18 protein-coding genes, 1 tRNA gene and 1 riboswitch are annotated in these 23,287 nt (G+C 66.3%); of the genes, 17 read left to right on the forward strand and 2 right to left on the reverse strand.

The features are described 5' to 3' along the window. Positions 1–17: 17 nt before the first annotated feature. On the forward strand, positions 18–3,488 hold the full coding sequence (locus QP415_RS08135) for a fibrinogen-like YCDxxxxGGGW domain-containing protein (protein ID WP_285099658.1): 3,471 nt from the start codon (positions 18–20) through the stop codon (positions 3,486–3,488). Positions 3,489–3,493: 5 nt separating this feature from the next. Then, entirely contained in the window at positions 3,494–4,279 is a 786-nt protein-coding gene (locus QP415_RS08140; protein ID WP_285099659.1) for a WecB/TagA/CpsF family glycosyltransferase, read from the forward strand. Positions 4,280–5,158: 879 nt separating this feature from the next. On the opposite strand, the gene QP415_RS08145 is transcribed toward QP415_RS08140, so the two are convergent. Beyond that, positions 5,159–5,854, reverse strand: a complete 696-nt coding sequence (locus tag QP415_RS08145) for a sugar transferase (protein ID WP_285099660.1) — start codon at positions 5,852–5,854, stop codon at positions 5,159–5,161. A gap of 309 nt (positions 5,855–6,163) precedes the next feature. Then, positions 6,164–6,248: riboswitch (ZMP/ZTP riboswitch) on the forward strand. A gap of 39 nt (positions 6,249–6,287) precedes the next feature. Here QP415_RS08145 and glyA point away from each other — a divergent pair. The 3 genes from glyA (at position 6,288) to QP415_RS08160 (ending at position 9,440) form a co-directional block, all read left to right on the forward strand. Next, positions 6,288–7,571, forward strand: coding sequence for a serine hydroxymethyltransferase (gene glyA / locus QP415_RS08150; RefSeq protein WP_285099661.1), 1,284 nt, complete (start codon positions 6,288–6,290; stop codon positions 7,569–7,571). 2 nt (positions 7,572–7,573) lie between these two features. Then, positions 7,574–8,482: a bifunctional methylenetetrahydrofolate dehydrogenase/methenyltetrahydrofolate cyclohydrolase gene (locus tag QP415_RS08155; protein ID WP_016460204.1), complete on the forward strand. Its 909-nt coding sequence runs from the start codon at positions 7,574–7,576 to the stop codon at positions 8,480–8,482. Positions 8,483–8,612: 130 nt separating this feature from the next. Beyond that, positions 8,613–9,440, forward strand: a complete 828-nt coding sequence (locus QP415_RS08160) for an exodeoxyribonuclease III (protein WP_285099662.1) — start codon at positions 8,613–8,615, stop codon at positions 9,438–9,440. Between the two features lie 471 nt (positions 9,441–9,911). Here QP415_RS08160 and QP415_RS08165 read toward each other — a convergent pair whose 3' ends face one another. Beyond that, complete coding sequence (locus QP415_RS08165; RefSeq protein ID WP_285099663.1) at positions 9,912–10,460, reverse strand: 2'-5' RNA ligase family protein; 549 nt, start codon at positions 10,458–10,460, stop codon at positions 9,912–9,914. 124 nt (positions 10,461–10,584) lie between these two features. Between QP415_RS08165 and galK the strand changes: the two genes are divergently transcribed. The 12 genes from galK to QP415_RS08225 all read left to right on the forward strand — a co-directional run bounded on the left by galK (position 10,585) and on the right by QP415_RS08225 (position 23,245). Next, positions 10,585–11,832: a galactokinase gene (gene galK / locus QP415_RS08170; RefSeq protein WP_285099664.1), complete on the forward strand. Its 1,248-nt coding sequence runs from the start codon at positions 10,585–10,587 to the stop codon at positions 11,830–11,832. 101 nt (positions 11,833–11,933) lie between these two features. Continuing rightward, entirely contained in the window at positions 11,934–12,797 is an 864-nt protein-coding gene (locus QP415_RS08175) for an SGNH/GDSL hydrolase family protein (protein ID WP_016460200.1), read from the forward strand. Beyond that, complete coding sequence (pth, locus tag QP415_RS08180) at positions 12,787–13,389, forward strand: aminoacyl-tRNA hydrolase (protein ID WP_016460199.1); 603 nt, start codon at positions 12,787–12,789, stop codon at positions 13,387–13,389. Before QP415_RS08175 ends, pth begins: the two co-directional genes overlap by 11 nt. A gap of 57 nt (positions 13,390–13,446) precedes the next feature. Further along, positions 13,447–17,031 (forward strand): transcription-repair coupling factor, encoded by a 3,585-nt coding sequence (gene mfd, locus QP415_RS08185; RefSeq protein ID WP_285099665.1) that lies wholly within the window; start codon positions 13,447–13,449, stop codon positions 17,029–17,031. Between the two features lie 60 nt (positions 17,032–17,091). Next, complete coding sequence (locus QP415_RS08190; protein WP_048675336.1) at positions 17,092–17,685, forward strand: hypothetical protein; 594 nt, start codon at positions 17,092–17,094, stop codon at positions 17,683–17,685. 184 nt (positions 17,686–17,869) lie between these two features. Next, entirely contained in the window at positions 17,870–19,147 is a 1,278-nt protein-coding gene (gene eno / locus QP415_RS08195) for a phosphopyruvate hydratase (RefSeq protein WP_016460196.1), read from the forward strand. Positions 19,148–19,254: 107 nt separating this feature from the next. Further along, entirely contained in the window at positions 19,255–20,004 is a 750-nt protein-coding gene (locus QP415_RS08200) for an FtsB family cell division protein (protein WP_285099666.1), read from the forward strand. Beyond that, positions 20,001–20,510, forward strand: coding sequence for a DUF501 domain-containing protein (locus QP415_RS08205; protein ID WP_285099667.1), 510 nt, complete (start codon positions 20,001–20,003; stop codon positions 20,508–20,510). Before QP415_RS08200 ends, QP415_RS08205 begins: the two co-directional genes overlap by 4 nt. 60 nt (positions 20,511–20,570) lie before the next feature. Further along, entirely contained in the window at positions 20,571–21,539 is a 969-nt protein-coding gene (locus QP415_RS08210) for a Ppx/GppA phosphatase family protein (RefSeq protein WP_285099668.1), read from the forward strand. A gap of 53 nt (positions 21,540–21,592) precedes the next feature. After that, positions 21,593–21,666 (forward strand) — tRNA-Leu (locus tag QP415_RS08215). Positions 21,667–21,822: 156 nt separating this feature from the next. Next, positions 21,823–22,809, forward strand: coding sequence for a Bax inhibitor-1/YccA family protein (locus tag QP415_RS08220; protein ID WP_285099669.1), 987 nt, complete (start codon positions 21,823–21,825; stop codon positions 22,807–22,809). A 37-nt stretch (positions 22,810–22,846) separates the two neighbouring features. Next, entirely contained in the window at positions 22,847–23,245 is a 399-nt protein-coding gene (locus QP415_RS08225) for an FKBP-type peptidyl-prolyl cis-trans isomerase (RefSeq protein WP_016460191.1), read from the forward strand. Positions 23,246–23,287 lie beyond the last annotated feature (42 nt).

Raw genomic sequence — 23,287 nt, forward strand, 5'->3', positions numbered from 1 at the left:
ATACCTGTGAGGACCCCATGAGCTTTATGCGCCGTTGCTTGGCGCTCGGACTGGCATCAGTGACCGGTCTGGGCGTGCTTGCATTTTCTCCGGCTGCCAACGCAGCCGCCGACCCGCTTCACGACGGCCTGAGCGAGGCCACGGCAGCGGCCTCGTGCTGGGAAATCAAGCAGAATGATCCCCGCTCGAAGGACGGAACCTACTGGCTGCAAACGCCCACCATGGACGCGCCCGGTCAGTTCTTCTGCGACCAGACCACTGACGGCGGTGGCTGGGTCATGATCGGTCGCGGCCGCGAAGGCTGGGAGACGTGGAGCCAAGGGAAGGGCGACCAGGAGAAGCTCAAGACCCGTCCGCGTACGGCCGGCGACTTCGACGTCGTCCAGGCCTCGCACGAAACCGTCAACGGCCTGCTCGGCGGCACCGCGGTCTCCGACCTCGATGACGGCATCATGGTCCAGCGCGCCTGGAACCACAGGGGCACCGCCTACCAGACGGTACGCATGCGCTTCCCGAAGATGCGCGACTTCATCTGGCCCTTTAAGAGCGCCCACCCCGTGGACGTGAAGTTCAACCGCGAGTGGTGGGTCAACGGCGGCATCGTCTGGTCGGGCTTCGGCACGAACACTGGCTGGGGATACGTCAACCTGACGGCCTCCGCGCAGAACAAGTACACGATGGGCTGGGGTTACGGCCCTCTCGCCACGTCGTGGGCCGACACGTCCTCCTCGACGTCGTACTTCCACTACAACGGCTCGATCATCAACCCCTACGCCGAGGCCTACATCCGCCCGCAGCTGCGCTCGACGGATGCCAGCTTCCGCGCCATCGGCGACGGCGGCACGCCCGCCGAAAAGCAGAAGGACACCGCTTCTGAGTTCGCCTCGCCGATGTCTTGGGGCGTGACCGGCAACCTCAACGGTTCCTACAAGGAAGGCAATATCCAGGTCCAGGCCTTCGAGCAGATCGGCTCGACCATGTACGTCGGCGGTAACTTCACCGGCGTGCAGAAGGGTAAGAACGGCCAGGAGATCGCATCCTCGGGTCTCGCCGGCTTCGATGCGACGACGGGGGAGTGGAACGGACAGACCTTCTCCTTCAACAACCAGGTCAAGGACCTCGCTGAGCTGCCTAACGGCAAGCTCCTCGTGGCCGGCGACTTCACCCGGGTCAATGGTGAGACCCACGTCGGCACGGTTCTGATCGACCCGGCGACCGGTCAGATTGACCCGTCGTGGACCCTGCAGGCGCGCACCGGCGCCAACGGTGGCCGCGTCTCGGTGAAGTCCATCAAGATCATCAACGACCACATCTACCTGGGCGGTATCTTCACGCACTTCCAGGGCAACGGTGCGTCGTGGACCTATGCCCGTAACGGCGCGCGCCTCGATATCAACGGCAAGCCCGACCGCTCGTGGAACCCCGAGTTCAACGGCACCGTCATTGATATCGACGTTGACGAAAACGAGACCTACTACTACGCTGCCGGCTACTTCACGCGCGCGCACAACCTGGTCGTCGAAAATGCGGGTCGACTGTCCACAGCCACCGGCGCTGCGCTGGACTCGTCCTGGACCTTCCAGCACTCCTACCTGATCGGCAAGTACCAGCAGACCGTCACCGCGCGCAACGGCCGCGTGTACTTCGGCGGCTCGCAGCACTCGCTCTTCGGATACAACTCCGACTCGATGACCCGCACCTCGGGTTCCATCACCATGCAGAACGGCGGAGACGTTCAGGCGAGCACCCGCTCCGCCACGGGTGTCGTCTACGCCTCGTGCCACTGCTCCGACTTCGCCTTCCAGGACGCCTACCACTACCTGACGCTGGGCACCTCCTGGACGCGAGCCGACGAAATCCAGTGGGTCGGCGGCTGGGACGAGGCCACGGGCCGCCAGCTCGGCTGGACCCCCTACCGCCTGTCCTCCCAGCGTTTCACCGGCGCGTGGGCCCTCGAAATGGGCGACGACGGCGCGCTGTGGGCAGGCGGCGACTTCAACTACTCCTACACGTCGCTCACCTCGGGACAGTGGTCCGGCGGCTTCGTGCGCATGCCTGCGCGCAACGCTACCGCACCCGCCGTGCCCGCCAACCTGCGCGCCTCCGACGGCAACTCCCAGCAGGTGACCCTCAAGTGGTCCTCCGTGCCCGGTGCCGTCTCCTACGACATCCTGCGTGACGATCGTCCGATCGCCACCACGACCTCGAACTCCGTGACCGTGCCCCTGGGCGGCAAGAACCGCTTCTTCGTGCGCGCTGTCGCCTCCGACGGCCTGCGCGGCGCGTCTACGCACGCCTACGTGGTCGACTCCAACGGTAAGCCCGCGCAGCCCGACGATTCTTCGCTGCTCGTCGACGAGGACGACACCTGGGCGTACCACTGGTCGACCGAGCCGGTTGCCGACAACTGGGCCCAGACCTCGTACGATGATTCCTCCTGGAGCCGCGGCGCCAGCCCGATCGGCTACGGCGGCCCCGGACTCAACACGACGCTGACCCCGGGCGCGGCCAAGACCCGCCCCGTCACCACCTACGCACGCGTCAACTTCACGGTCGCCGACCCCACCGCCATCGGTGGTGTCAACGTCGCCGTGACGGCCGACGATGGTGCCGTCGTGTACGTCAACGGCACCGAGGTCGTCCGCCAGCGTATGGCCGACGGAACTGTCGACGCGTCCACCTTCGCGTCCTCCTCCGTCTCGACGCCCGCGGCGCGAGCCGACCGGCAGCTCGTCTTCGTTCCCGCGTCCTCCCTGGTCGCAGGCACGAACACGCTCGCCGTCGAAACGCACCTCAACTACCGCTCCAGCTCGTCGATGACCATCGACGGCATGGTCAAGGTCGTCGCCAAGGGCGATGAGCCCGCGCCCGCGCCTGCCCCCGACCCGGAGCCGGAGCCGCAGCCCGAGCCGCAGCCCAACACGCCGCTCACGCCCGACCCGGACAAGCCGCTCGAGGTCCTCGACGTGTCCGCGGTGAACTTCGGTAACTTCCTGTACCCCGGTATGTACTGGAACTACTGGAATTCCAAGGAAGCGCCCGACGCCAAGTGGAACTCCACCGCCGACCTGTCCAAGTGGAAGCACGGCGCCAGCCCGCTCGGCTGGGGCGACCGCGACGCAGGCACGCCCTTCGATCTGCCCGCCAAGGACCGAGCCATCACGAACTACTTCGTCCGTGACGTCAACTTCGGAACCCTCAGCGCAGACTTCGAGGTCGTCCTCAACGTCCGTGTCGACGACGGCGCCGTCATCTACGTCAACGGCACCGAGATTCAGCGAGTCAACATGCCCGAGGGCACCATCGACGCCAACACGCGAGCCTCCTCCAACGTGGGGCTGGCCAAGGCGAAGGATAACCTCGTGCGTATCACGGTCCCGCGCAAGGTCCTCAAGGATGGTGTCAACCGCATCGCCGTCGAGGAACACGCCAACTACGCGGGCGCCGCATCCGTCACCTTCGACATGAAAGCAAGCCTGCTGAGGTGAACCCCATGACTGACCAGTCAACCTCCGCTGGCGGCCCGGACTACCCCGAGGCCGTAGGCGAGGTCGGCACTCTCGCCGACCCCGCATTCGACGCCATGGCCCAGCGCGTGCTCACCCGCGGGCACGCCACCACTTGGCTCAACCACTGGTCCCTCTTGCACGCCGACTTCCGTGCGCTCGCGCGCATGAACACCGTCGGCTTCGACGGGACTCTGCTGCAGATGCGCCTGCGCGCGGCCGGTCACGAGGTCTCTCGGACCTCCGCCGACCTCGTCCTGCCGCACGTGTTTGACCGCCTCGATGACGGCGCCCGCATCACGCTCATCGGCGCCGTTCCCGAGGCCGGCCAGGCCGCAGCTGAGCGCCTGCACCGATTCGACGTCCAAGTCATCGACGGGTACGAGGGGCTCCGCCGCTTGAAGGCAGATCCGTCGGTGCTCACCGCCTTCGATCCGCGACTCGTCATCGTGGGCCTGGGTGCTGGCCTCCAGGAAGTGGTCGCGTCCGTCGCGCTCGGACTCGTGCCCGAGGCCTCCGTGTGCACCGCGGGTGGATGGATCGACCAGTACGCGCGAGCAGCCGACGACTACTTCCCGGACTGGGTGCACGCCGCCCGGCTCGGCTGGGCGTGGCGCATCGCCCACGAGCCCAAGCGCCTCACCAAGCGCTACACCGTCGAAGCACTCGACTTCGTCGCGCACGCCCCCGAGCTCATCTCCCGGCTTGAGGCCATGGGTAGCTTCGACGATCTCGGACTCGTCGTTGGACCTCGCTCCGACGCGGAGGAGTGACGTCGACGCTGTTCACGCGAAACTGTCCATGAGGCATTTGGCGTGAGCCACTGCCAAGGAGGCCGGCCCCGCGGGGCCGGCCTCCGTTGTATCCGTCGCTGGGCTGCTATCGATTGCTGGCGTGCGGTGGTCTGTGCTGACGTCCAGCGCTGCTTGTGTCCTGATAGGTCCATCGTCGATGAGGGAGTCTGCGTGTACGCGATAGGTTGCGAGCACGCGGATAGGTTATGAGCATGCGGATAGCTTATTAACCTATCCGCATGTCGATAACCTATCCATATCGTCATAACCTATCCGCATCGTCACGATGGATCCGCCCAGCCTGTGAGCAAGGCAGGTTGATCGCGAGGCTGGTCTTGGTCGGTTATGCGTCTCGAAGACTGGGCGCCAGCAGGGTCCGCGCGGTGTTCAAAACCCTCAGGTCAGCCCCTCTTTCGTGCATGAGCGGTGGTCGGCTTTCGGGAGCGTTCAAGGGGTGTGCGCGGGGGTGGGGCGTGGTGCTGAACGTGTCTCAAAACGCTTCCGAATGGATGCTTAAAAAGGGTTATGCGGTGAATGCCGTGGCCCGCATAAAACATTATGAGGGTGTGACGGCTCCCTGTGATGCAGGTGGTAAAGGGTGCTCCCGTGTTCAAGTGTCAAGCTCTCGTAAGAGTTGTGAACTGCTCACTGTGTGCACACTGCCGCACAGTGTGAATCGAGCGCTATCGCACGGTGTTCGTTTGTCGATGTGGTCTCACAATGGGCGAGGCGCGCGTGTTCGCGCCGTTGCTTGCGTTCTGGTGAGCCACTGATGGAGCGCGATGGAGTGTTGAGAATAAAGGTGTGGCCCGAGCCGATCGGCTCGGGCCACACCCAATCACACACAGAGAGAAAGGCTTAGTAGGCGCCCTCGGAACGCAGCAGCGCGGGAATGGTCTGGAGCATGATCCACGCGTCAAGGGTCAGAGAGCGGTGCTGGGCGTAGGAGAGGTCCAGGTGGACGGTCTCATCCCAGGAGAGATTCGAGCGGCCGGAGATCTGCCAGAGGCCCGTGATGCCGGGGCGCACGGCGAACTTACCCATCACGCGGGGCTCGTACTGAGCCACCTCGCTGGGGAGCGGGGGGCGCGGGCCCACGAGCGACATATCGCCACGCAGGACGTTGAACAGCTGGGGAAGCTCGTCGATAGAGGTCTTGCGCAGGAAGGAACCGATGCGCGTAATACGCGGATCGTTAGCCATCTTGAACATGATCGAATTTCCGGCGGAGGAGTCTGCCTCATTGGCCTCCATGAGGGAGGCCTTGAGCTCTTCGGCGTCCACTCGCATGGTGCGGAACTTATACATGGTAAAAGTCGTTCCATTGAGGCCCACGCGCTCCTGCTTGAAGAAGGCGGGGCCGCCGTCGTTGAGGCGCACCATGAGGGCGACGATGATCCAGAGCGGCGTCAGCAGGATAATGCCGATGAGAGCAGCGAAAAAGTCGCACATGCGCTTGATCGCATTGTCGGCGGACGCGGCAAGATCCGACGCGTGCTCGAACGCGAGGGCCGTCGAGGCGGCCCGTGCAGTGGGCTTCGTCAAAGTTGTCATCTGTGCGTCTTCCTTCTACTTCCTCAAACTCAAATGCTGCATGTCGGTTAGAGCAGTGAAAACCGCTCCAGACTGGGAGAGTTACTAGGTAAATGCTCCCGGCGCAACTCAGTCACCGTTAGGTGTTAACCCTAGTCTATCCATATGGTTAGCTTGGTTGCTAACCAAAGGGTTAAGTACAAGCGAAAAAACGCTGTGATTTCGTGCACCTGGCGAGTTGTGCATGCGCGATCGGAACGTGCCGTGACCGGCTGGTAGCTTGCTGACACCTTGGCAGAATGCATAGAAAACCGCCGAGAGATAAACTGATGAGCGTGTCGTGACTGGCGAATAGGTGGGCCACCACCGGGGAGCGACGCGTCGGCATCGATAGCCGCCCGCCTGGGCTAGAGGCCACTGCCAACCATCATCGGATGATCAATAGGAGAACCCCATGGATTCCCTCAATGACATGACACTGGCCCAGCTGGATCCTGAGATTCAGGCCGTCCTGGACTCCGAGCTTGGCCGCCAGCGTGACACCCTCGAGATGATCGCCTCGGAGAACTTTGTTCCGCGCGCCGTCCTCGAGGCGCAGGGCTCGGTCCTCACCAACAAGTACGCCGAGGGCTACCCGGGCCGCCGCTACTACGGCGGCTGCGAGTTCGTGGACGTTGCCGAATCGCTGGCCATCGAGCGTGCGAAGCAGGTCTTCGGCGGTGACTACGTCAACGTTCAGCCCCACGCGGGCGCGCAGGCCAACGCCGCTGCCCTCATGGCGATGGCGAACGTCGGCGACCCGATCCTGGGCCTGTCCCTGGCCCACGGCGGTCACCTGACCCACGGCATGCGTCTGAACTTCTCGGGCAAGAACTACAAGGCTGTTGCCTATGAGGTCGACCGCGAGACCATGCGCATCGAGCCCGAGAAGGTCCGCGAGGCGGCCCTCGCCGAGCGCCCGCGCGTGATTATCGCTGGCTGGTCCGCCTACCCGCGTCACCTCGACTTCCAGGCCTTCCGCGACATCGCGGACGAGGTTGGCGCCGCCCTCTGGGTGGATATGGCTCACTTCGCCGGCCTCGTCGCCGCGGGCCTGCATCCGAACCCCGTCCCCTTCGCCGACGTCGTGACGACGACGGTCCACAAGACCCTGGGCGGGCCTCGTTCCGGCATGATCCTGTCCTCGCGCGGCGAGCAGTGGGGCAAGAAGCTCAACACTGCCGTGTTCCCCGGCCAGCAGGGCGGCCCCCTCATGCACGTGATCGCCGCGAAGGCCATCGCCATGAAGGTCGCGCAGACCGAGGAGTTCAAGGATCGCCAGCGCCGTACTCTCGAGGGCGCGCAGATTCTTGCGGAGCGTCTGGGTGCGGACGATGCGAAGAAGGCTGGCATCAAGCTCGTCACCGGCGGCACCGACGTCCACCTGGTCCTCGTTGACCTCGTCGAGTCGGAGCTCAACGGCCAGCAGGCCGAGGATCTCCTGCACGAGGTCGGCATCACCGTCAACCGCAACGCTGTCCCCTTCGACCCGCGTCCGCCGGCCGTCACCTCGGGCCTGCGCATCGGCACCCCCGCCCTCGCGACGCGCGGCTTCGATGCCGAGGACTTCGCCGAGGTTGCGGACATCATCGGCACGACCCTGGCTCAGGGCGCGTCCGGCGGCAACGTTGAGGTGGACGCCCTGCGCGCTCGTGTCAAGAAGCTGACGGACAAGCACCCGCTCTACGCTGGGCTCTGATCGTGAGGGCTCCCTGGGAGGGCCCCGCCGGGGTCCTGGATGGAAAGGCGACGGCTGCCGCGATCAAGGCGGAGCTGAAGGAGCGCGTTGATCGTCTGCGCGAGGCCGGGGTCGTCCCGGGTCTCGGCACGATCCTCGTGGGCGAGGACCCCGGGTCCGTCGCCTACGTCGCTGGTAAGCACCGTGACTGTGCGGAAATCGGCGCTGAGTCGATCCGCGTGGACCTGCCTGCCGACGCCACGCAGGAACAGGTGGAGGCTGCGATCGATCAGCTCAACGCGGACCCTGCCTGCACGGGCTACATCGTGCAGCTGCCGCTGCCTCGCGGGATCGACACGAACGCCGTTCTGGAGCGCATCGACCCCGCGAAGGACGCGGACGGTCTGCACCCGATGAACCTCGGGCGCCTCGTGCTGCGGGGCTCGGGTCCCATCGACTCGCCCCTGCCGTGCACGCCGCGCGCGGTCATTGAACTCATGGAACGCCATGGGATCGACCTGGCCGGCAAGAACGTGTGCGTCGTTGGCCGCGGCGTGACCGTGGGGCGTTCGATCGGCCTGCTGCTCATGCGCAAGGAAGTGAACGCGACGGTCGATGTCTGCCACACGGGCACGACCGACCTGGCTGACCACGTGCGTCGAGCGGACGTCATCGTGGCCGCGGCGGGATCCGCAGGGATCATCACGCGCGACATGGTGGCTCCCGGCGCTGTTGTCCTCGACGTCGGCGTGAGCCGCGTGCAGGGCGAGGACGGCAAGGCCCGTCTGATGGGCGACGTCGCGGACGGCGTAGATGAGGTTGCCAGCTGGCTGAGCCCCAATCCCGGCGGCGTTGGCCCGATGACGCGGGCCCTCCTCGTGACCAACGTCGTCGAGGCGGCCGAACGCCAGGCGGGAGTCAGCGCGAACTGACAACGGCGCGTGGCCTCGGCGAACGTGGAGGTCGCGCGACAATGCAGCGGAGGCGCGGTGAGGATATCCATTCCTCGCCGCGCCTCCTCGTTCCTCTAGACTGGAGGAAAACTCGCGTAAGGAGAAAACGATGACCCTGACGGTGACGACCGTGAACCTGAACGGCATCCGCGCCGCCCATAAGCGCGGCTTCCTCGACTGGCTGGAGGGGAGCGACACGGATGTGCTGCTCATGCAGGAGGTGCGCGCGCCGGAGGAGATCTCCCGCGAGATCATGGGCGATGCTTGGGACAGCGTGTGGGTTCCCTGCCGCATCAAGGGGCGTGCGGGCGTCGGCGTGGCCGTACGACGCGGGCGCGCGAGCTTGGAGGGCGAGCCTCGCTTGGTCCTCGACGATGCTGAGACGGACGTGGATTCGGGCCGCTGGCTCGAGGCCGTCGTGCGCCCCGAAGGCGGCGACACCCCCGTGCGAGTCGTCTCGGCGTACTTCCATTCGGGCGAGAAGGACACTCCCAAGCAGGAGGCGAAGATGGCGCACTTGCCGCGCATCGGCGCTCGCATGGTCGAGCTGCTCGCCGAGGAGGTAGCCGGGGGAATCTCGTCGCTCGTGTGCGGTGACTTTAACGTCGTGCGCTCGGAGGCGGACATCAAGAACTGGAAGCCGAACCACAACAAGCGAGCTGGCGTCCTCGATGAGGAGATCGCCTTCCTCAACCAGTGGGTTGACGAGGGGTGGCGTGATACCGTTCGCGACCTGGCTGGAGACGTGCAGGGGCCGTACTCGTGGTGGTCGTGGCGCGGTCAGGCCTTCGTCAACAACGCGGGCTGGCGCATCGACTATCAGTACGCGACGCCGGCCCTGGGGGAGCGTGCACGCTCCTTCGAGATCGGCCGCGCCGACGAGTATGCGGAGCGCTTCTCGGATCACGCGCCCGTCTCGGTGACCTACGAGATCTGACGTTTTAACGACGAGGCCGTGGCTGGCCCGGGACTATTGGATTCCCGGGCGGCCGCGGCCTTTCGTGTCCGTGGACGCCACGGCCTTTCGTGTCTGTGGGTGGCCTGGTCTGTGTGCTGCGGAACTGTTTCTCAAAATTTCGCATGCAATTCACTTGGGTGAACTTTCAATAACGTCTGAAAACGTTGCAATTCCAACGATGAAAATTCATAGTTTGAAATAGCTTCGGGGGAATTGCATGCGAAATTGGGAGCCAGTTGTGGAGGGGGATATGGGGAGTGTCGATCTTGCACGGCTGCGCGCAGTAGTCAGAGCGCGTCGGTGTGGAGGGCGCCGGCGGGGCTGCAGGGCCTGGCCGGGCTTCGAGCCGACGCGCCGAGCGAAGCTCGCGGCGCGGACGGTGAGCGGGCGGGCGGGCCCGACGGCGCCCGGAACGTCGGTGGGTGAGACGCGGGTTGGGCGGGCAGGGAATCAGTGGCCGGAGGCGTCAAAGTCGAACAGGGCCATCGAGGAGTAGATGCCCGAGGGGGCGATGCGGTCCAGGCGGAAGCCGGGGACGATCCACGACGCCTCGACGGTTGCGCCGATATCGAGGGCAAGATCCAAGGCGATGTCGTCGACGTCTTGCGCCAGTGTGACGTGCGGGTGATAGGGGAAGCGCGTCTCGTGGTCGAGGGGACCTGAGCGGATCTCTTCGGCGAGGTCTGTGCAGTCGCGTGCGCCTTCGGCCAGTGTCATGAATGCGACGTTGGAGATGGGGCGGAAGGAGTCTGTGCCGGACAGGGTCACGCGGAAGGGGGAGTGCCTCGAGGCGATGGAGCGCAAGTGGTCGATGACCTCAGCTCGCGCGTCGCGGGCGACGGGCGTCGGGGGCATCAGCGTAATGTGCGCGGGGATGCGAGAGCCTGCGAGGTCGCCGAGGCGTAGGCGCAGGTCAGTGAGCTGGGTGACCCAGGGTTCGGGGATCGCGACGACGACGCCGAGCCAGTCCTGGCCGGGGAGTCGTTGGGGGAGGAACATGGGGCCTACCTGTGTCGCGGTTGTTATGTCTCCACTGTACCGGGGTGTGCGCGATGAGGCCGCAGCGCTTGAATGGTGTGAGGGCGTTCACGTAGCCTTGTGGAGTGAGACCAAGGAGGATCTTGTGAGTGATCTCGTGTGGGCCGACGCCGCTACTCCCGATGAAGGGGCAGCGCAGGCCGCCAATCTGTTTCGTGACGCGTTTGGCTATGAGCCTCGGGGCGTGTGGAGCGCGCCCGGGCGCGTCAATATCATCGGGGAGCACGTGGATTACAACGGCGGTCCGTGCCTGCCGATTGCCCTTCCGCACCGCGCCTACGTCGCCCTGTCACCACGTAAGGATCGGACCATTCGCCTCATTTCGCCGCAGACGCGCGAGGCGATTGACGTGCTCGACCTTGACGTGATCGGCCCGAAGGGGACCCCTGGCGAGGTGACGAATCATTGGACCGCTTACCTTGCGGGTGTCGCGTGGGCGCTCGAGCAAGCCGGGTACGGGCCTCTGCCCGGTTTTGATGCGGCCCTGTGGTCGTGTGTGCCGTTGGGTGGTGGCCTCTCGTCGAGCGCCGCGCTTGAGTGTGCGACTGCGGTTGCCCTTGATGAGGTGTGCTCGCTGGGCTTGGCAGGAACGGTCGAGGCCCCCAACGACGAGGGGCGCAAGACTCTCGTGGACGCCGCGCGCGTCGCGGAAAACCAGGTGGCGGGAGCGAATACCGGAGGGCTGGACCAGACGGCCTCCCTGCGCTGTCGTGAGGGACATGCATTGGCCCTCGATTGTCGCGACATGTCGACGCGTCAGGTTCCCTTCGGCCTGGGTGCGGTGGGCCTCGAGCTCCTCGTCATCGACACGCGGGCCAAGCATTCGCTGGCGGACGGCCAGTACGGCTCGCGCCGCGCGGACTGTGAGGAGTCTGCGCGCATCCTGGGGGTGGACCAGCTCGTGGACGTGACCGACCTGGACGAGGCCTCGGCTGCCCTCGGTGATGAGCGCTTGGCTGCGCGTACACGCCACGTCGTCTCCGAGATCGCGCGTACGCGCGCATTCATCGAGCTTCTCGACGAGGGGCCGCTGGAGGGGACGCGCCTGGCGGTCGCGGGCGCGCTCCTCAATGATTCGCACGACTCGCTGCGTGACGACTACGAGGTGTCCTGTGAGGAGCTGGACGTGGCCGTGGAGGCGGCTCGCGCGGCGGGCGCTCACGGCGCGCGTATGACGGGAGGTGGCTTCGGTGGCAGCGCGATCGCGCTCGTCGACGCACACGCTGTGGAGGCGGTGGCGCAGGCCGTCGCTGCTGCCTACGCCGAGCGGGGATGGGAGTCTCCGCACTTCATCCGATCCCTCCCGGGAGCGCCCGCCGGACGTCTGGGCTGAGCGATCTGTGACAAACCGAGGGGCCGGTGCTTCAGCATTTGAAGCACCGGCCCCGGCCTCGTTACACTGAGAGACAGCACAAACGAGGGAAGGACACTTCGATGGGGATCAGTAAACGAGCATGGCAGGTAGCGGGCGCGGCAGCCGGCGGCGCGAGCCTCTTCGGCGGTGGCCTGGCGATCGGACGCCTCCTGCGGCTGGATTCCCAGCGCGGTGACTACCGCAAGGCCTGGGAAGACCACAACCTCGCGACCCTCGACCGCCTCCGCGAGTGTGATGAGCACCCCGAGGGCGAGCGTCCCTACCTCATCGTCTCCCTCGGCGATTCGTCCGTGCAGGGAATGGGGGCCTCGCGCATCACCGAGTCCTACCCGGCACGCCTCGCCTCGGCCATCAACGCCCAGCTAGACCGCGAGGTCCTGCTGCTCAACCTCTCCCTGTCGGGCGCGACCATCGAATCTGTCGAACTCACCCAGATCCCGCAGATGCGCGGCCTGGGCCTCCTGGACGGCCCCTACAGCCCCGACCTGGTCACGCTGACCATCGGCGGCAACGACGTGATGGCCGAGGACATGGCACCCGGACAGTTCGAGGAGCGCCTGCGCCGCGTTCTCGCCTCCCTGCCTGCTGACGCCCTGGTGTCCACCATCCCCTCTTTCGGCATCATGCCGCAGGAGAGCCGCGCGCAGGACATGTCCGACCGCATCGGCGCCGCCGTTGCCGACAGTACCGCCCACCTGGTTGACCTGCGTTCTCTCACCCAGGAATACTCGCTGCCGACCTACACCTTCGCCTACCACGCGGCGGACTTCTTCCACCCCAACTCGGCGGCCTACGCCAAGTGGGCGCAGCTCTTCGCGGACGCGTGGGCCGAGTCCCGACGTGAGGCAGCCCCCGTCGTCGAGGACGCTCCCCAGTGGGACATGCTCTCGGCGCGGGTGGCACAATCGGAGTATGACGACTGACGGACCGTGGCTCGTCGTCGGGTTAGGTAACCCCGGCGCGCAGTATGCCTCCACTCGACACAATGTCGGGTACTTGACCCTTGACGTGCTCGCCTCGCGCGGCGGTGCGACCCTGACGTCGCATCGTTCGCGTACACACACCGCCGATGTACGCCTGGGGATCGGCCCCGGCGGCGTGCCCGGCCCCCGCGTGGTCCTGGCCCGCTCCGACAGCTACATGAACACGTCCGGCGGGCCGATCAGCGCCCTCGCATCCTTCCTGAAGATCCCGCCCTCGCGTATCCTCGTCATCCACGACGACATGGATTTGCCCGCGCACACGCTGCGCCTCAAGGTCGGCGGGGGAGAGGGCGGCCATAACGGCCTGAAGTCCCTCAGCCAACATCTGGGCACGCGCGACTACGCTCGCCTGCGCATCGGCGTGGGGCGCCCGCCGGGGCGCATGGACCCTGCTGACTACGTGCTGGGTGCTCTGCCCGCTAAGGAGCGCCCCGACTGGGACGTCACCTTCGAGCAGGCCGCTGACGTCGTCGAAGACATCGTCACCAAGGGATTCGCTCCCACCCAGATGGCCCTGCACACCGGGTCCTGAACAAGGTGACGCCCCACGTTGGGCGCCGCCGTGCACTCTCACCGCGAAAGGCAGCGCGTGCTACTCACCGGACTCCTCCCGGACATCTCCACTGATCCCGCGATCGAGACGGCCACCGACTCCATCGAGGCGGGCCGCTCGGGCACAATCGTTGCTCCCGTTGGCATCAGGCCGCCCCTCCTCGCGGCCGTCGCCTCGCGCGCGGCCACGCCGCTCGTCGTCCTCACGGCCACCGGGCGTGACGCTGAGTCGCTGACCAACGCCCTGGCCTCGTGGATCCCGGGCGTCGCCATGCTGCCCGCGTGGGAAACCCTGCCCCACGAGCGTCTGTCGCCCCAGGTCGACACGATGGCGCGCCGCATCGCGGTCCTGCGCCGCCTCGTCCACCCCATCGAAGGGGATGAGAGCGCGGGCCCGCTGTCCGTCCTCGTCGTGCCGATCCGCGCCTTCCTCCAGCCGATCATCTCAGGCCTGGCGGACCTCGAACCCGTGCGCGTGCGCACCGGCGACGTCCTCGACCTCACCGACGTGACGAACCGACTGGCCGAGCTCGGCTACGAGCGCGTCGACATGGTCGAAGGCCGCGGCCAGATGAGCGTGCGCGGCGGCATTCTCGACGTCTTCCCGCCTCAGGAGCCTCACCCGCTGCGCGTCGAACTGTGGGGCGACGAAGTCGACGACATCCGCGCCTTCTCCGTCTCCGACCAGCGAACCCTCGGCGAGGCCACCGACGGTCTGTGGGCCGTGCCCTGCCGCGAGCTCCTCCTGACCCAAGCCGTGCGCGCCCGCGCCCGCGAGGCCGCCGACCGCCTGCCCGGCGCCGCTGAGATGCTGACCCTCGCCGCCGAGGGAATCGCAGCCCCCGGCATTGAATCCCTCGCCCCGATTCTGGTGGGCGGCATGGAATCCCTCCTCGACCTGCTGCCCGCCGGTTCGCCGATCCTCGCCTCCGACCCCGAACGCATCCGTGCCCGCGCCGCCGACCTGGTCGCCACGACCGAGGAGTTCCTCGCCGCCGCGTGGAGCGCTGCCGCCGGGGGAGCTGATACCCCGCTCGAGGCCTCCAAGGCCTCGTTCCTGGACCTGTCCGACCTGTGGGGGAGCGGGACGCGCCCCTGGTGGGAGCTCACCGACCTGCCGCCCGCCGACCTCGCCTCCGCGATCGACGAGGCCGAGGCCGCCTCGCCCTCTGCGGACGGCCCGGCGCCCGTCGTCGTCTCGCCCACCCTCATGCGTGTGGGTGCCCGCGACGTGCACCCCTACCGCGGGGACTTCGCCCGCGCCGCCGCCGACCTCACGGATCTGGCCCGAGACGGCTGGCGCATCGTCGTCACCACCGAAGGCCCAGGCCCGGGACGCCGCATCCGCTCCATCCTCACCGACGCCTCGTGCCCGGCCGCGCTCGCGGACAACGTGGAGGCGAGCCCCGACCCCGGCCTCGTGACGATTACGACCGCGCAGGCCGGCGTCGGATTCGTCGCACCCCATCTCAAGATCGCGATCCTCACCGAAGGTGACCTCACCGGGCGCGCGGGCGCCTCCACGCGCGACATGCGACGCATGCCCTCGCGCAGGCGCAAGGGCGTGGACCCACTCACCCTGCATCCAGGGGACTACATAGTCCATGACCAGCACGGCATCGGACGCTTCATCGAGCTGGTCTCCCGCACGATTGGGCGAGGAGACGCCGCATCCACGCGCGACTACCTCGTCATCGAATACGCGCCCTCCAAGCGCGGCCAGCCCGCCGACCGCCTCTTCGTCCCCACCGACGCGCTCGACCAGATCTCGAAGTACACCGGATCCGACGAGCCGTCCCTGACCAAGATGGGCGGCGCCGACTGGGCGAAAACCAAGGCCCGCGCGAAGAAGGCCGTCAACGAGGTCGCCAAGGAACTCATCCGCCTGTACGCCGTGCGTCAGCAGACGAAGGGCCACGCCTTCGGCCCCGACACCCCCTGGCAGCGCGAACTCGAGGATGCTTTCCCCTACGTCGAGACCCCCGACCAGCTCGTCACCATCGACGAGGTCAAGGCCGACATGGAAAAGCCCGTGCCCATGGACCGCCTGCTCACCGGTGACGTCGGTTACGGCAAGACCGAGATCGCCGTGCGCGCTGCGTTCAAGGCCATTCAGGACGGCTACCAGGTCGCGGTCCTCGTACCCACGACCCTGCTGGTCACCCAGCACGCCGAAACCTTCGCCGAGCGCTACGCCGGGTTCCCCGTACACATCGGTACCCTGTCGCGCTTCTCGACGCCGAAGGAAACCGAGGAGGTCAAGGCGGGCTTGGCCTCGGGCGAGGTCGACCTGGTGATCGGCACCCACTCGCTGCTGACCGGCACCGTCTCCTTCAAGAAGCTCGGCCTGGTCATCATCGACGAGGAGCAGCGCTTCGGCGTCGAACACAAGGAGACCCTCAAGGCCCTGCGCACCGACGTGGACGTCCTGTCCATGTCCGCCACCCCCATCCCGCGCACCCTCGAGATGGCGATTTCCGGCATCCGCGAGATGTCGATCCTCCAGACCCCGCCCGAGGAGCGCCAGCCCGTCCTGACCTTCGTCGGCGCCTACACGGACGCCCAGGTCAGCGCCGCGATCCGCCGCGAGCTCCTGCGCGATGGACAGGTCTTCTACGTCCATAACCGCGTCGACTCGATCTCCTCGGTCGCCGCTCATATCTCTGAGCTGGTCCCCGAGGCGCGCGTGCGCACCGCTCACGGCAAGATGAACGAGCATCAGCTTGAGGCCGTCATCCAGGACTTCTGGAACCATGAGTTCGACGTCCTCGTGTGCACGACCATCGTCGAAACCGGCCTGGACATCTCCAACGCGAACACGCTTATCGTGGACCGCGCCGACGTCTTCGGTCTGTCCCAGCTCCACCAGCTGCGCGGGCGTGTCGGACGAGGCCGCGAACGCGCCTACGCGTACTTCTTCTACCCGGGCGACAAGGCGTTGACCGAGACCGCGCACGAGCGCCTCAAGACGATCGCCGCGAACACCGAGCTGGGTGCGGGCCTCGCGGTTGCCCAGCGCGACCTTGAGATCCGAGGCGCCGGCAACCTCCTGGGAGGGGCGCAGTCCGGCCACGTCGAAGGCGTCGGATTCGACCTGTACGTGCGCATGGTCTCCGACGCGGTCGCCGCCTACCGAGGCGACGCTCCGGCTGAGAAGACGGACGTGCGCATGGATCTGCAGGTCGACGCGCACATTCCCGACGGCTACGTGCGCGGCGAGCGCCTGCGCCTCGAGGTCTACGCGAAGATCGCGGCCATCTCCACGCCCGAACAGGAAGCGGACGTGCGAGAGGAACTTGTCGACCGCTACGGTCCCATCCCACCCCAGGTCGACCTGCTCTTCGCCGTCGCACGGCTACGCGAGATCGTGCGCCGCGCTGGGATCACCGAGGTCGTCACGCAGGGCAAGTACCTGCGCGTCTCCCCGGTCGAGCTGCGTGATTCCCAGGTGATGCGCCTCAAGCGCCTGCACCCCGGAACGGTCATCAAGGCCGCCGTCCGCCAGGTCCTCGTGCCGCTGCCGCTCACGTCGCGTGTCGGCGGGTCCCCGCTCACCGATGGCCCTCTTATGGAATGGGTGGAGACTCTGGTGACCAAGATTCTTGTGCCTTTTGGCGAGTAGTGCCTGTGGTGGAATACACTGGTCCTATTGCGTCGCAACACATCTGAGGAAGGAACGCTCGTGCGCTACACACGCCAGCTCGCCACCGCCGCCCTGATCGTGGCCGCAGGACTGGGAATGGGGGCATGCTCCGCCCATCCCGGCGCTGCCGTCGTCAGCTCGTCCGGCTCGTACTCCAACGAGGAGGTGGCGCAGGCCGCCCAGCAGATGTCTGTGCTCATGAATGGCCAGCAGATTAGCGATTCGCAGATTCGCTCGCAGCTCGTGAACCTGCCGCTCCTGGAGGCCGCCGGTGCCTCTGTGGGCGCAGAAGTCTCCGACGAGCAGATCGACCAGATTGCCGCGCGCGCATCCGAGCAGCTGGGGGATCAGTCTCTCGGCACGCTGGGCCCCGCCACCCGCGCGACCGTGAAGTCGATCCTGCTCACCCAGAACCTCAACCAGGTCGCGCAGGCCAATCCCTCGGTCGTGCCACAGCTCAACCAGGTCATCGCTGATGCCCGCGACAGCTCCGACGTGCGCGTGAACCCGCGTTTCGTCCAGCCCTCGCTGGGCGGAGCGCAGGGTGCGACGACGCCGATGTTCGGCGATGCAGTCTCCGGTCAGAAGGACAACAACCTGGCGTCGCTCATGGGCGGCGGCAGCGCCAACTGACGGACGTGTGAGTATTCGCTCACAGTGCTCTCGGCAGGGACTAATGTCGCTTGTCCGGGCACAAAAGTCGGGGCGAAAGCCCCGCACCACACAACGTCCCCCTCGCCGGGGGTGACCACATATGGCGGTCCGTATTACCGTTGTACTGACCGCTTCCACGCAACAACATCGATTGGAGAATGACGTGGCAGTTATTGAAGGCATTGGTGCACGCGAGATCCTCGACTCGCGCGGTAACCCGACCGTTGAGGTCGAGGTCGTCCTCGAGGACGGCACCGCTGCGCGCGCGTCCGTTCCCTCCGGCGCGTCCACCGGCGCGTTCGAGGCCGTCGAGCGTCGCGATGGCGACAAGGGCCGCTACCTCGGCAAGGGCGTCCAGGACGCCGTCGACGCTGTCGTCGAGCAGATCGCTCCTGAGCTCATCGGCGAGGAAGCTGACGATCAGCGCTACATCGACCAGGCCATGATCGACCTGGACGGCACCCCCAACAAGGGCAAGCTCGGCGCGAACGCCATCCTCGGCGTCTCCCTCGCCGTCGCCAAGGCCGCCGCGAAGTACGCGGACCTGCCCCTGTACAAGTACCTGGGCGGCCCCAACGCTCACGTCCTGCCCGTCCCCATGATGAACATCCTCAACGGTGGCTCCCACGCGGACTCCAACGTTGACATCCAGGAGTTCATGATCGCTCCCCTCGGCGCTCCCTCCTTCCGTGAGGCCCTGCGCTGGGGCGCCGAGGTCTACCACACGCTCAAGGGCGTCGTGAAGGACCGCGGCCTGTCCACCGGTCTGGGCGACGAGGGCGGCTTCGCCCCCAACCTGGACTCCAACGCCGAGGCCCTGGACCTGATCGTCTCCGCGATCGAGAAGGCCGGCTTCAAGCCGGGCGAGGACGTCGCCCTGGCCCTGGACGTTGCCTCCTCCGAGTTCTTCAAGGACGGCCTGTACCAGTTCGAGGGCGAAGGCCGCTCGACCGAGTACATGGTTGAGTACTACGAGAAGCTAATCTCGAACTACCCGCTGGTTTCCATCGAGGATCCGCTGGATGAGGACGAGTGGGATGCTTGGAAGGCCCTGACCGCCGAGATCGGTGGCCGTGTCCAGCTGGTCGGTGACGACCTGTTCGTCACCAACCCCGCCCGCCTGAAGAAGGGCATTGAGCTGGGTGCCGCGAACGCGCTGCTCGTGAAGGTGAACCAGATTGGTTCGCTGACCGAGACCCTCGACGCCGTCGAGGAAGCGCACCGCAACGGCTACCGTTCGATGACCTCGCACCGCTCCGGCGAGACCGAGGACACCACGATCGCCGACCTGGCCGTCGCCACCAACTCCGGCCAGATCAAGACCGGTGCTCCCGCTCGTTCCGAGCGCGTGGCCAAGTACAACCAGCTGCTGCGTATCGAGGAGCAGCTGGGCGAGGCCGCCGTGTACGCCGGCCGCTCCGCCTTCCCTCGCTTCAAGTGAGTCTAGGCAACTAGCCGCATAGCTCCGCGCGGGCCCGCAAGGGTCCGCGCGGAGTTTTTTCGGCGTGGGGATCAGCTAAATGTGTCGATGTAGGGCACGATAGAGGAATGGCTAGTCGTCGTCCTTCCTCCCGCCCCTCCTCGCGTCGTCGCTCCTCCTCGTCGGAGGCGGCGCGTACGACGCGTGAGATTAACGCGGAAAAGTCGCGTCAGCGCAGGGCTGCCGCAAAGGCCGCGAAGTCCTCGAAGGGGGCCGAGGCCTCGGCGAAGAAGCGCGTGAAGGCCACGAAAGAGAAGCGGCAGGAGGGTGCCGGTCGCCGTTTCTTCCGCTCTGAGAGGCGCGCGGAGAAGAAGACGTCGACGCGACCGACGGGGGAGGGACGTTCCATCCTGTCGATCGGTGGCCTCGACGTGTCCACGCGCCTCGTCGTCGTTTTGACGGTGGCGGCAATCCTGTCCGTCATGCTTGTGCCCAGCCTGTACCAGTGGTGGCAGCAGGAGCGTGAGCTCTCGCAGATCAAGGCACAGGTAGCCGAGCAGCAGCAGAAGAACGCCGACATGCAGCGACAGCTGGATCTGTGGAATGACCCCGACTACATCTCGACGCAGGCGCGCGAGCGTCTCGGATACGTTCGCCCCGGTGAGACTCAATACACGGTGGTGGATCCGGGGCCGCAATACCAGGATTCCGCCTTGGCTGCCGCTGCGGCCTCGACTGGACCGGCGCGCCCCTGGGTGCAGCAGCTCGCTATCCTAGTGGGGAAGGCGGATCAGCCGCCCACGACGACGCCCATCCCGTCGGCTGACACCAGCCAGTCGGGACAGGCGACGACCACCGGCCAAGAAAGCGGAGAATGAGCCTCGTTAACGTCACCGACGCCACCGAAGAGGACCTGGAGGTCCTGCGCTGCCAGCTTGGGCGCGTGCCCCGAGGAGTTGTCGGTATCGCCGCGCGATGCGTGTGCGGTCGGCCCACTGTCGTGGCCACTGCGCCGCGTCTGCCAGACGGGACGCCGTTCCCCACGACGTACTACCTGACGCACCCGGCTGCCGTGAAGGGTGCCTCGACTCTTGAGGCCGAGCACGTCATGGAGACCTTCAACGAGGAGCTGGCGCAGGACGAGGAGCTGCGCGCCGCCTACGCGCGCGCCCACGAGGCATACATCCAGGCGCGCCTGTCCCTGGGCGACGTCCCCGAAATCTCTGGCGTCAGTGCGGGCGGTATGCCCACGCGCGTCAAGTGCCTGCACGCTCTGGTCGGGCACTCCCTGGCCGCGGGCCCCGGCGTCAACCCCATCGGTGATCGTGCGCTCGCGATGCTCGCCGAGCGCGGTCTGTTTTCCACCGAGCGCTGCTCCTGCTGAGCGGCCCCACCAACGTTCGCCCCGGCCTCGTCCGGGACTCACACGACCAGAAACGAAGCGATGACCCGCGTAGCTGCCATTGACTGTGGAACCAATTCGATCCGACTGCTCGTCGCCGACGGGAATATTGATGAAAGTGGACGCCCACACCTCGCCGACCTGACCCGTCAGATGCGCATCGTGCGCCTGGGGCAGGGCGTGGATGCGCGCGGTTACTTGGATCCTGCGGCGATTGAGCGCACGGTGGAGGCCACCGTCGAGTATCAGCGGATGATTGAGGCCCTGGGTGCGACGAAGACCCGCTTCGTGGCGACCTCGGCGACGCGTGATGCTTCCAACAGCGCGGATTTCGTGCGCCAGATCAAGGCTGTCATCGGTGTGGAGCCCGAGGTTGTCGTCGGCACGGAGGAAGCCTCCCTGTCCTTCAACGGCGCGGTGAGCGGGCTCGGTGAGTCCGTCGCCGCCCCGATGCTGGTCGTCGACATTGGCGGCGGGTCGACCGAGCTCGTGCTGGGCGCGACACGCGTCGAGCAGGCGATCTCGATCGACATGGGTGCCGTGCGCGTCACCGAGAAGTTCCTCGCCGATGTGGACCCCACCGGCGGCGTGCCCGCAGCGGATCAGGAGCGTGCGATTGCGTGGATCGACGAGCAGCTCGATCGCGCCGAAAAGTCCGTGGACCTGGCGCGCGTGCGCGCCCTTGTGGGCGTCGCGGGAACGGTCACGACGCTGACCGCTCAGGCGCTTGGTCTGACCTCCTACCAGCCCGAACGCATCCACGGTGCCCGCTTGAGCGCCGCGCAGTTCGAGGAGGCGGTGCGTTTCATGGTCGATCAGCCGACGTCCGTGAAGGCCTCCCTGGGCTTCATGCCCGAGGGGCGCGAGGACGTCATCGCCGCCGGCGCGCTCATCTGGAGCCGCATCGTGACGCGCGTGCTCGACCGTGCCGAGGCTGCCGGGCATCCGATCGAGCAGGTTCTCACCTCCGAGCACGATATTCTTGACGGCATCGCTCAGGCGATGATCTGACGGAGCTTGAGGCGTGCGCCAGCCTCCCGTAGGCTGGACCTGCGCCCGGGCGCGCCCCCGTGGCCCAATTGGCAGAGGCAACCGACTTAAAATCGGTGTGTTGTGGGTTCGAGTCCCACCGGGGGTACTGACGGCAGGCCTCATCGACGAGGCCGGGGCTCGGTGCGCGCATACCTGACCTTGCGTGGACGCCGGGTTGCGCTGCGCGCATAATGGAACGTTTCCCACTTGTGGGTGCCACGTGCGACACTAGTGGCAGCACATCACTGACCAAGGAGGAAATATGGCCAACCCGGTGATGAATTCGATCGTGAAAGACTGGTCGACCCAGCAGACTACTCCTGCCGGGTACCCGGCGATGCCGGGGTACCAGCCCGCCTCGCAGCAGGCGCCCAATCCCTACGGTGGTTCGACGAACCCCTACGCTCAGGGTGGAGCCGGCAACGCCGCGCAGAACACCTATCCGGCACCCCAGGGCGCGCCCGTGTACGGCGTTCCTCAGGACCAGCAGGGCGCTTATAACGATTCCATGGCCTCCTACGAGGCAATGATGAACGCTCCCGCCGCCGACGCGGTGGACCGCGGGACGATGACCTTCGACGACGTCGTGGTCAAGTCCATCATGTGCTTCGGACTGCTTCTCGTGGGTGCGACGGCCGGGTGGATGACGGGCATCGTTGCGATGGACGTCGCGCTGGTGTTGTTCTTCGCCTCGTGCGCTGTGACGCTGGGCCTGGCGATCTTCATCCAGTTCTCGAAGAAGATTCGCCCGGGTGCCATCGTCACCTATTCCCTCATTGAGGGCTTTAGCCTCGGCGTGATCTCCTACACCTTTGAGTCCTTCTTCCCGGGTATCGTGATCAGCGCGGTTCTGGCGACCCTCGTCGTCATCGGCACGACCTTGGCTGCCTTCATGCTGGGCTTCGTGCGTAACTCGTCGACGCTGACCCGCGTCGCGGGCATCGGTTCCCTTGCTTTCTTCTTCTACTACCTCGTCACCTTCGCGCTGTCGGTGAGCGGCATGGTGAACATGCGGGCCGTCAACAGCATCACGGTTTTCGGTATTCCGCTCGGCGTCATCATCGGCGTTCTCGCCGTCTTCATCGGCGTGCTGTGCCTCGTCCGTGACTTTGACGCGGTGAAGGTGGGCGTCGCGAGCAACGTGCCCGTGAAGTACGCGTGGCTGTGCACCTTCGCGATCATGACCGACGTCATTTGGATCTACCTTGAGATCCTCAAGATCCTGTCCTACCTCATGCGCCGCAACTGAGGCGCCGCTCCACCGATTTACCTCAAGGAAAGACACCATGGAAAACATTTCTGTGACCGGCGAATTCGGTCGTAAGCCCGTCCTCGCGTTCGATGGCACTCCGTCCGGCGAGCTCGTCGTCGAGGTCCTGCACGCTGGCGACGGTCAGGTCGTCGAGGCCGGCGACACGATCACGTGCCACTACTACGGTGCGGTCTTCGGCTCGAAGAATGACTTCGACAACTCCTTCGACCGCGGCGGCGCCCTGTCGTTCCAGATTGGCGTGGGCATGGTTATCCCCGGGTGGGATGAGGGCCTCGTGGGCAAGCGCGTGGGTGACCGCGTTCTGCTGTCCATCCCCGCCGAGCTCGGCTACGGCGAGCGCGGCGTCCCGCAGGCGGGTATCCCCGGCGGCGCGACCCTCGTGTTCGTCACCGACATCCTCGGTGTGAACTGATCTCGTTGTTGACGGGGGCGGGTCGGCACGCATGTGACGACC

The organism is Pauljensenia sp. UMB3104, from assembly GCF_030217285.1.
In the GTDB taxonomy this organism is placed as follows: Bacteria; Actinomycetota; Actinomycetes; order Actinomycetales; family Actinomycetaceae; genus Pauljensenia.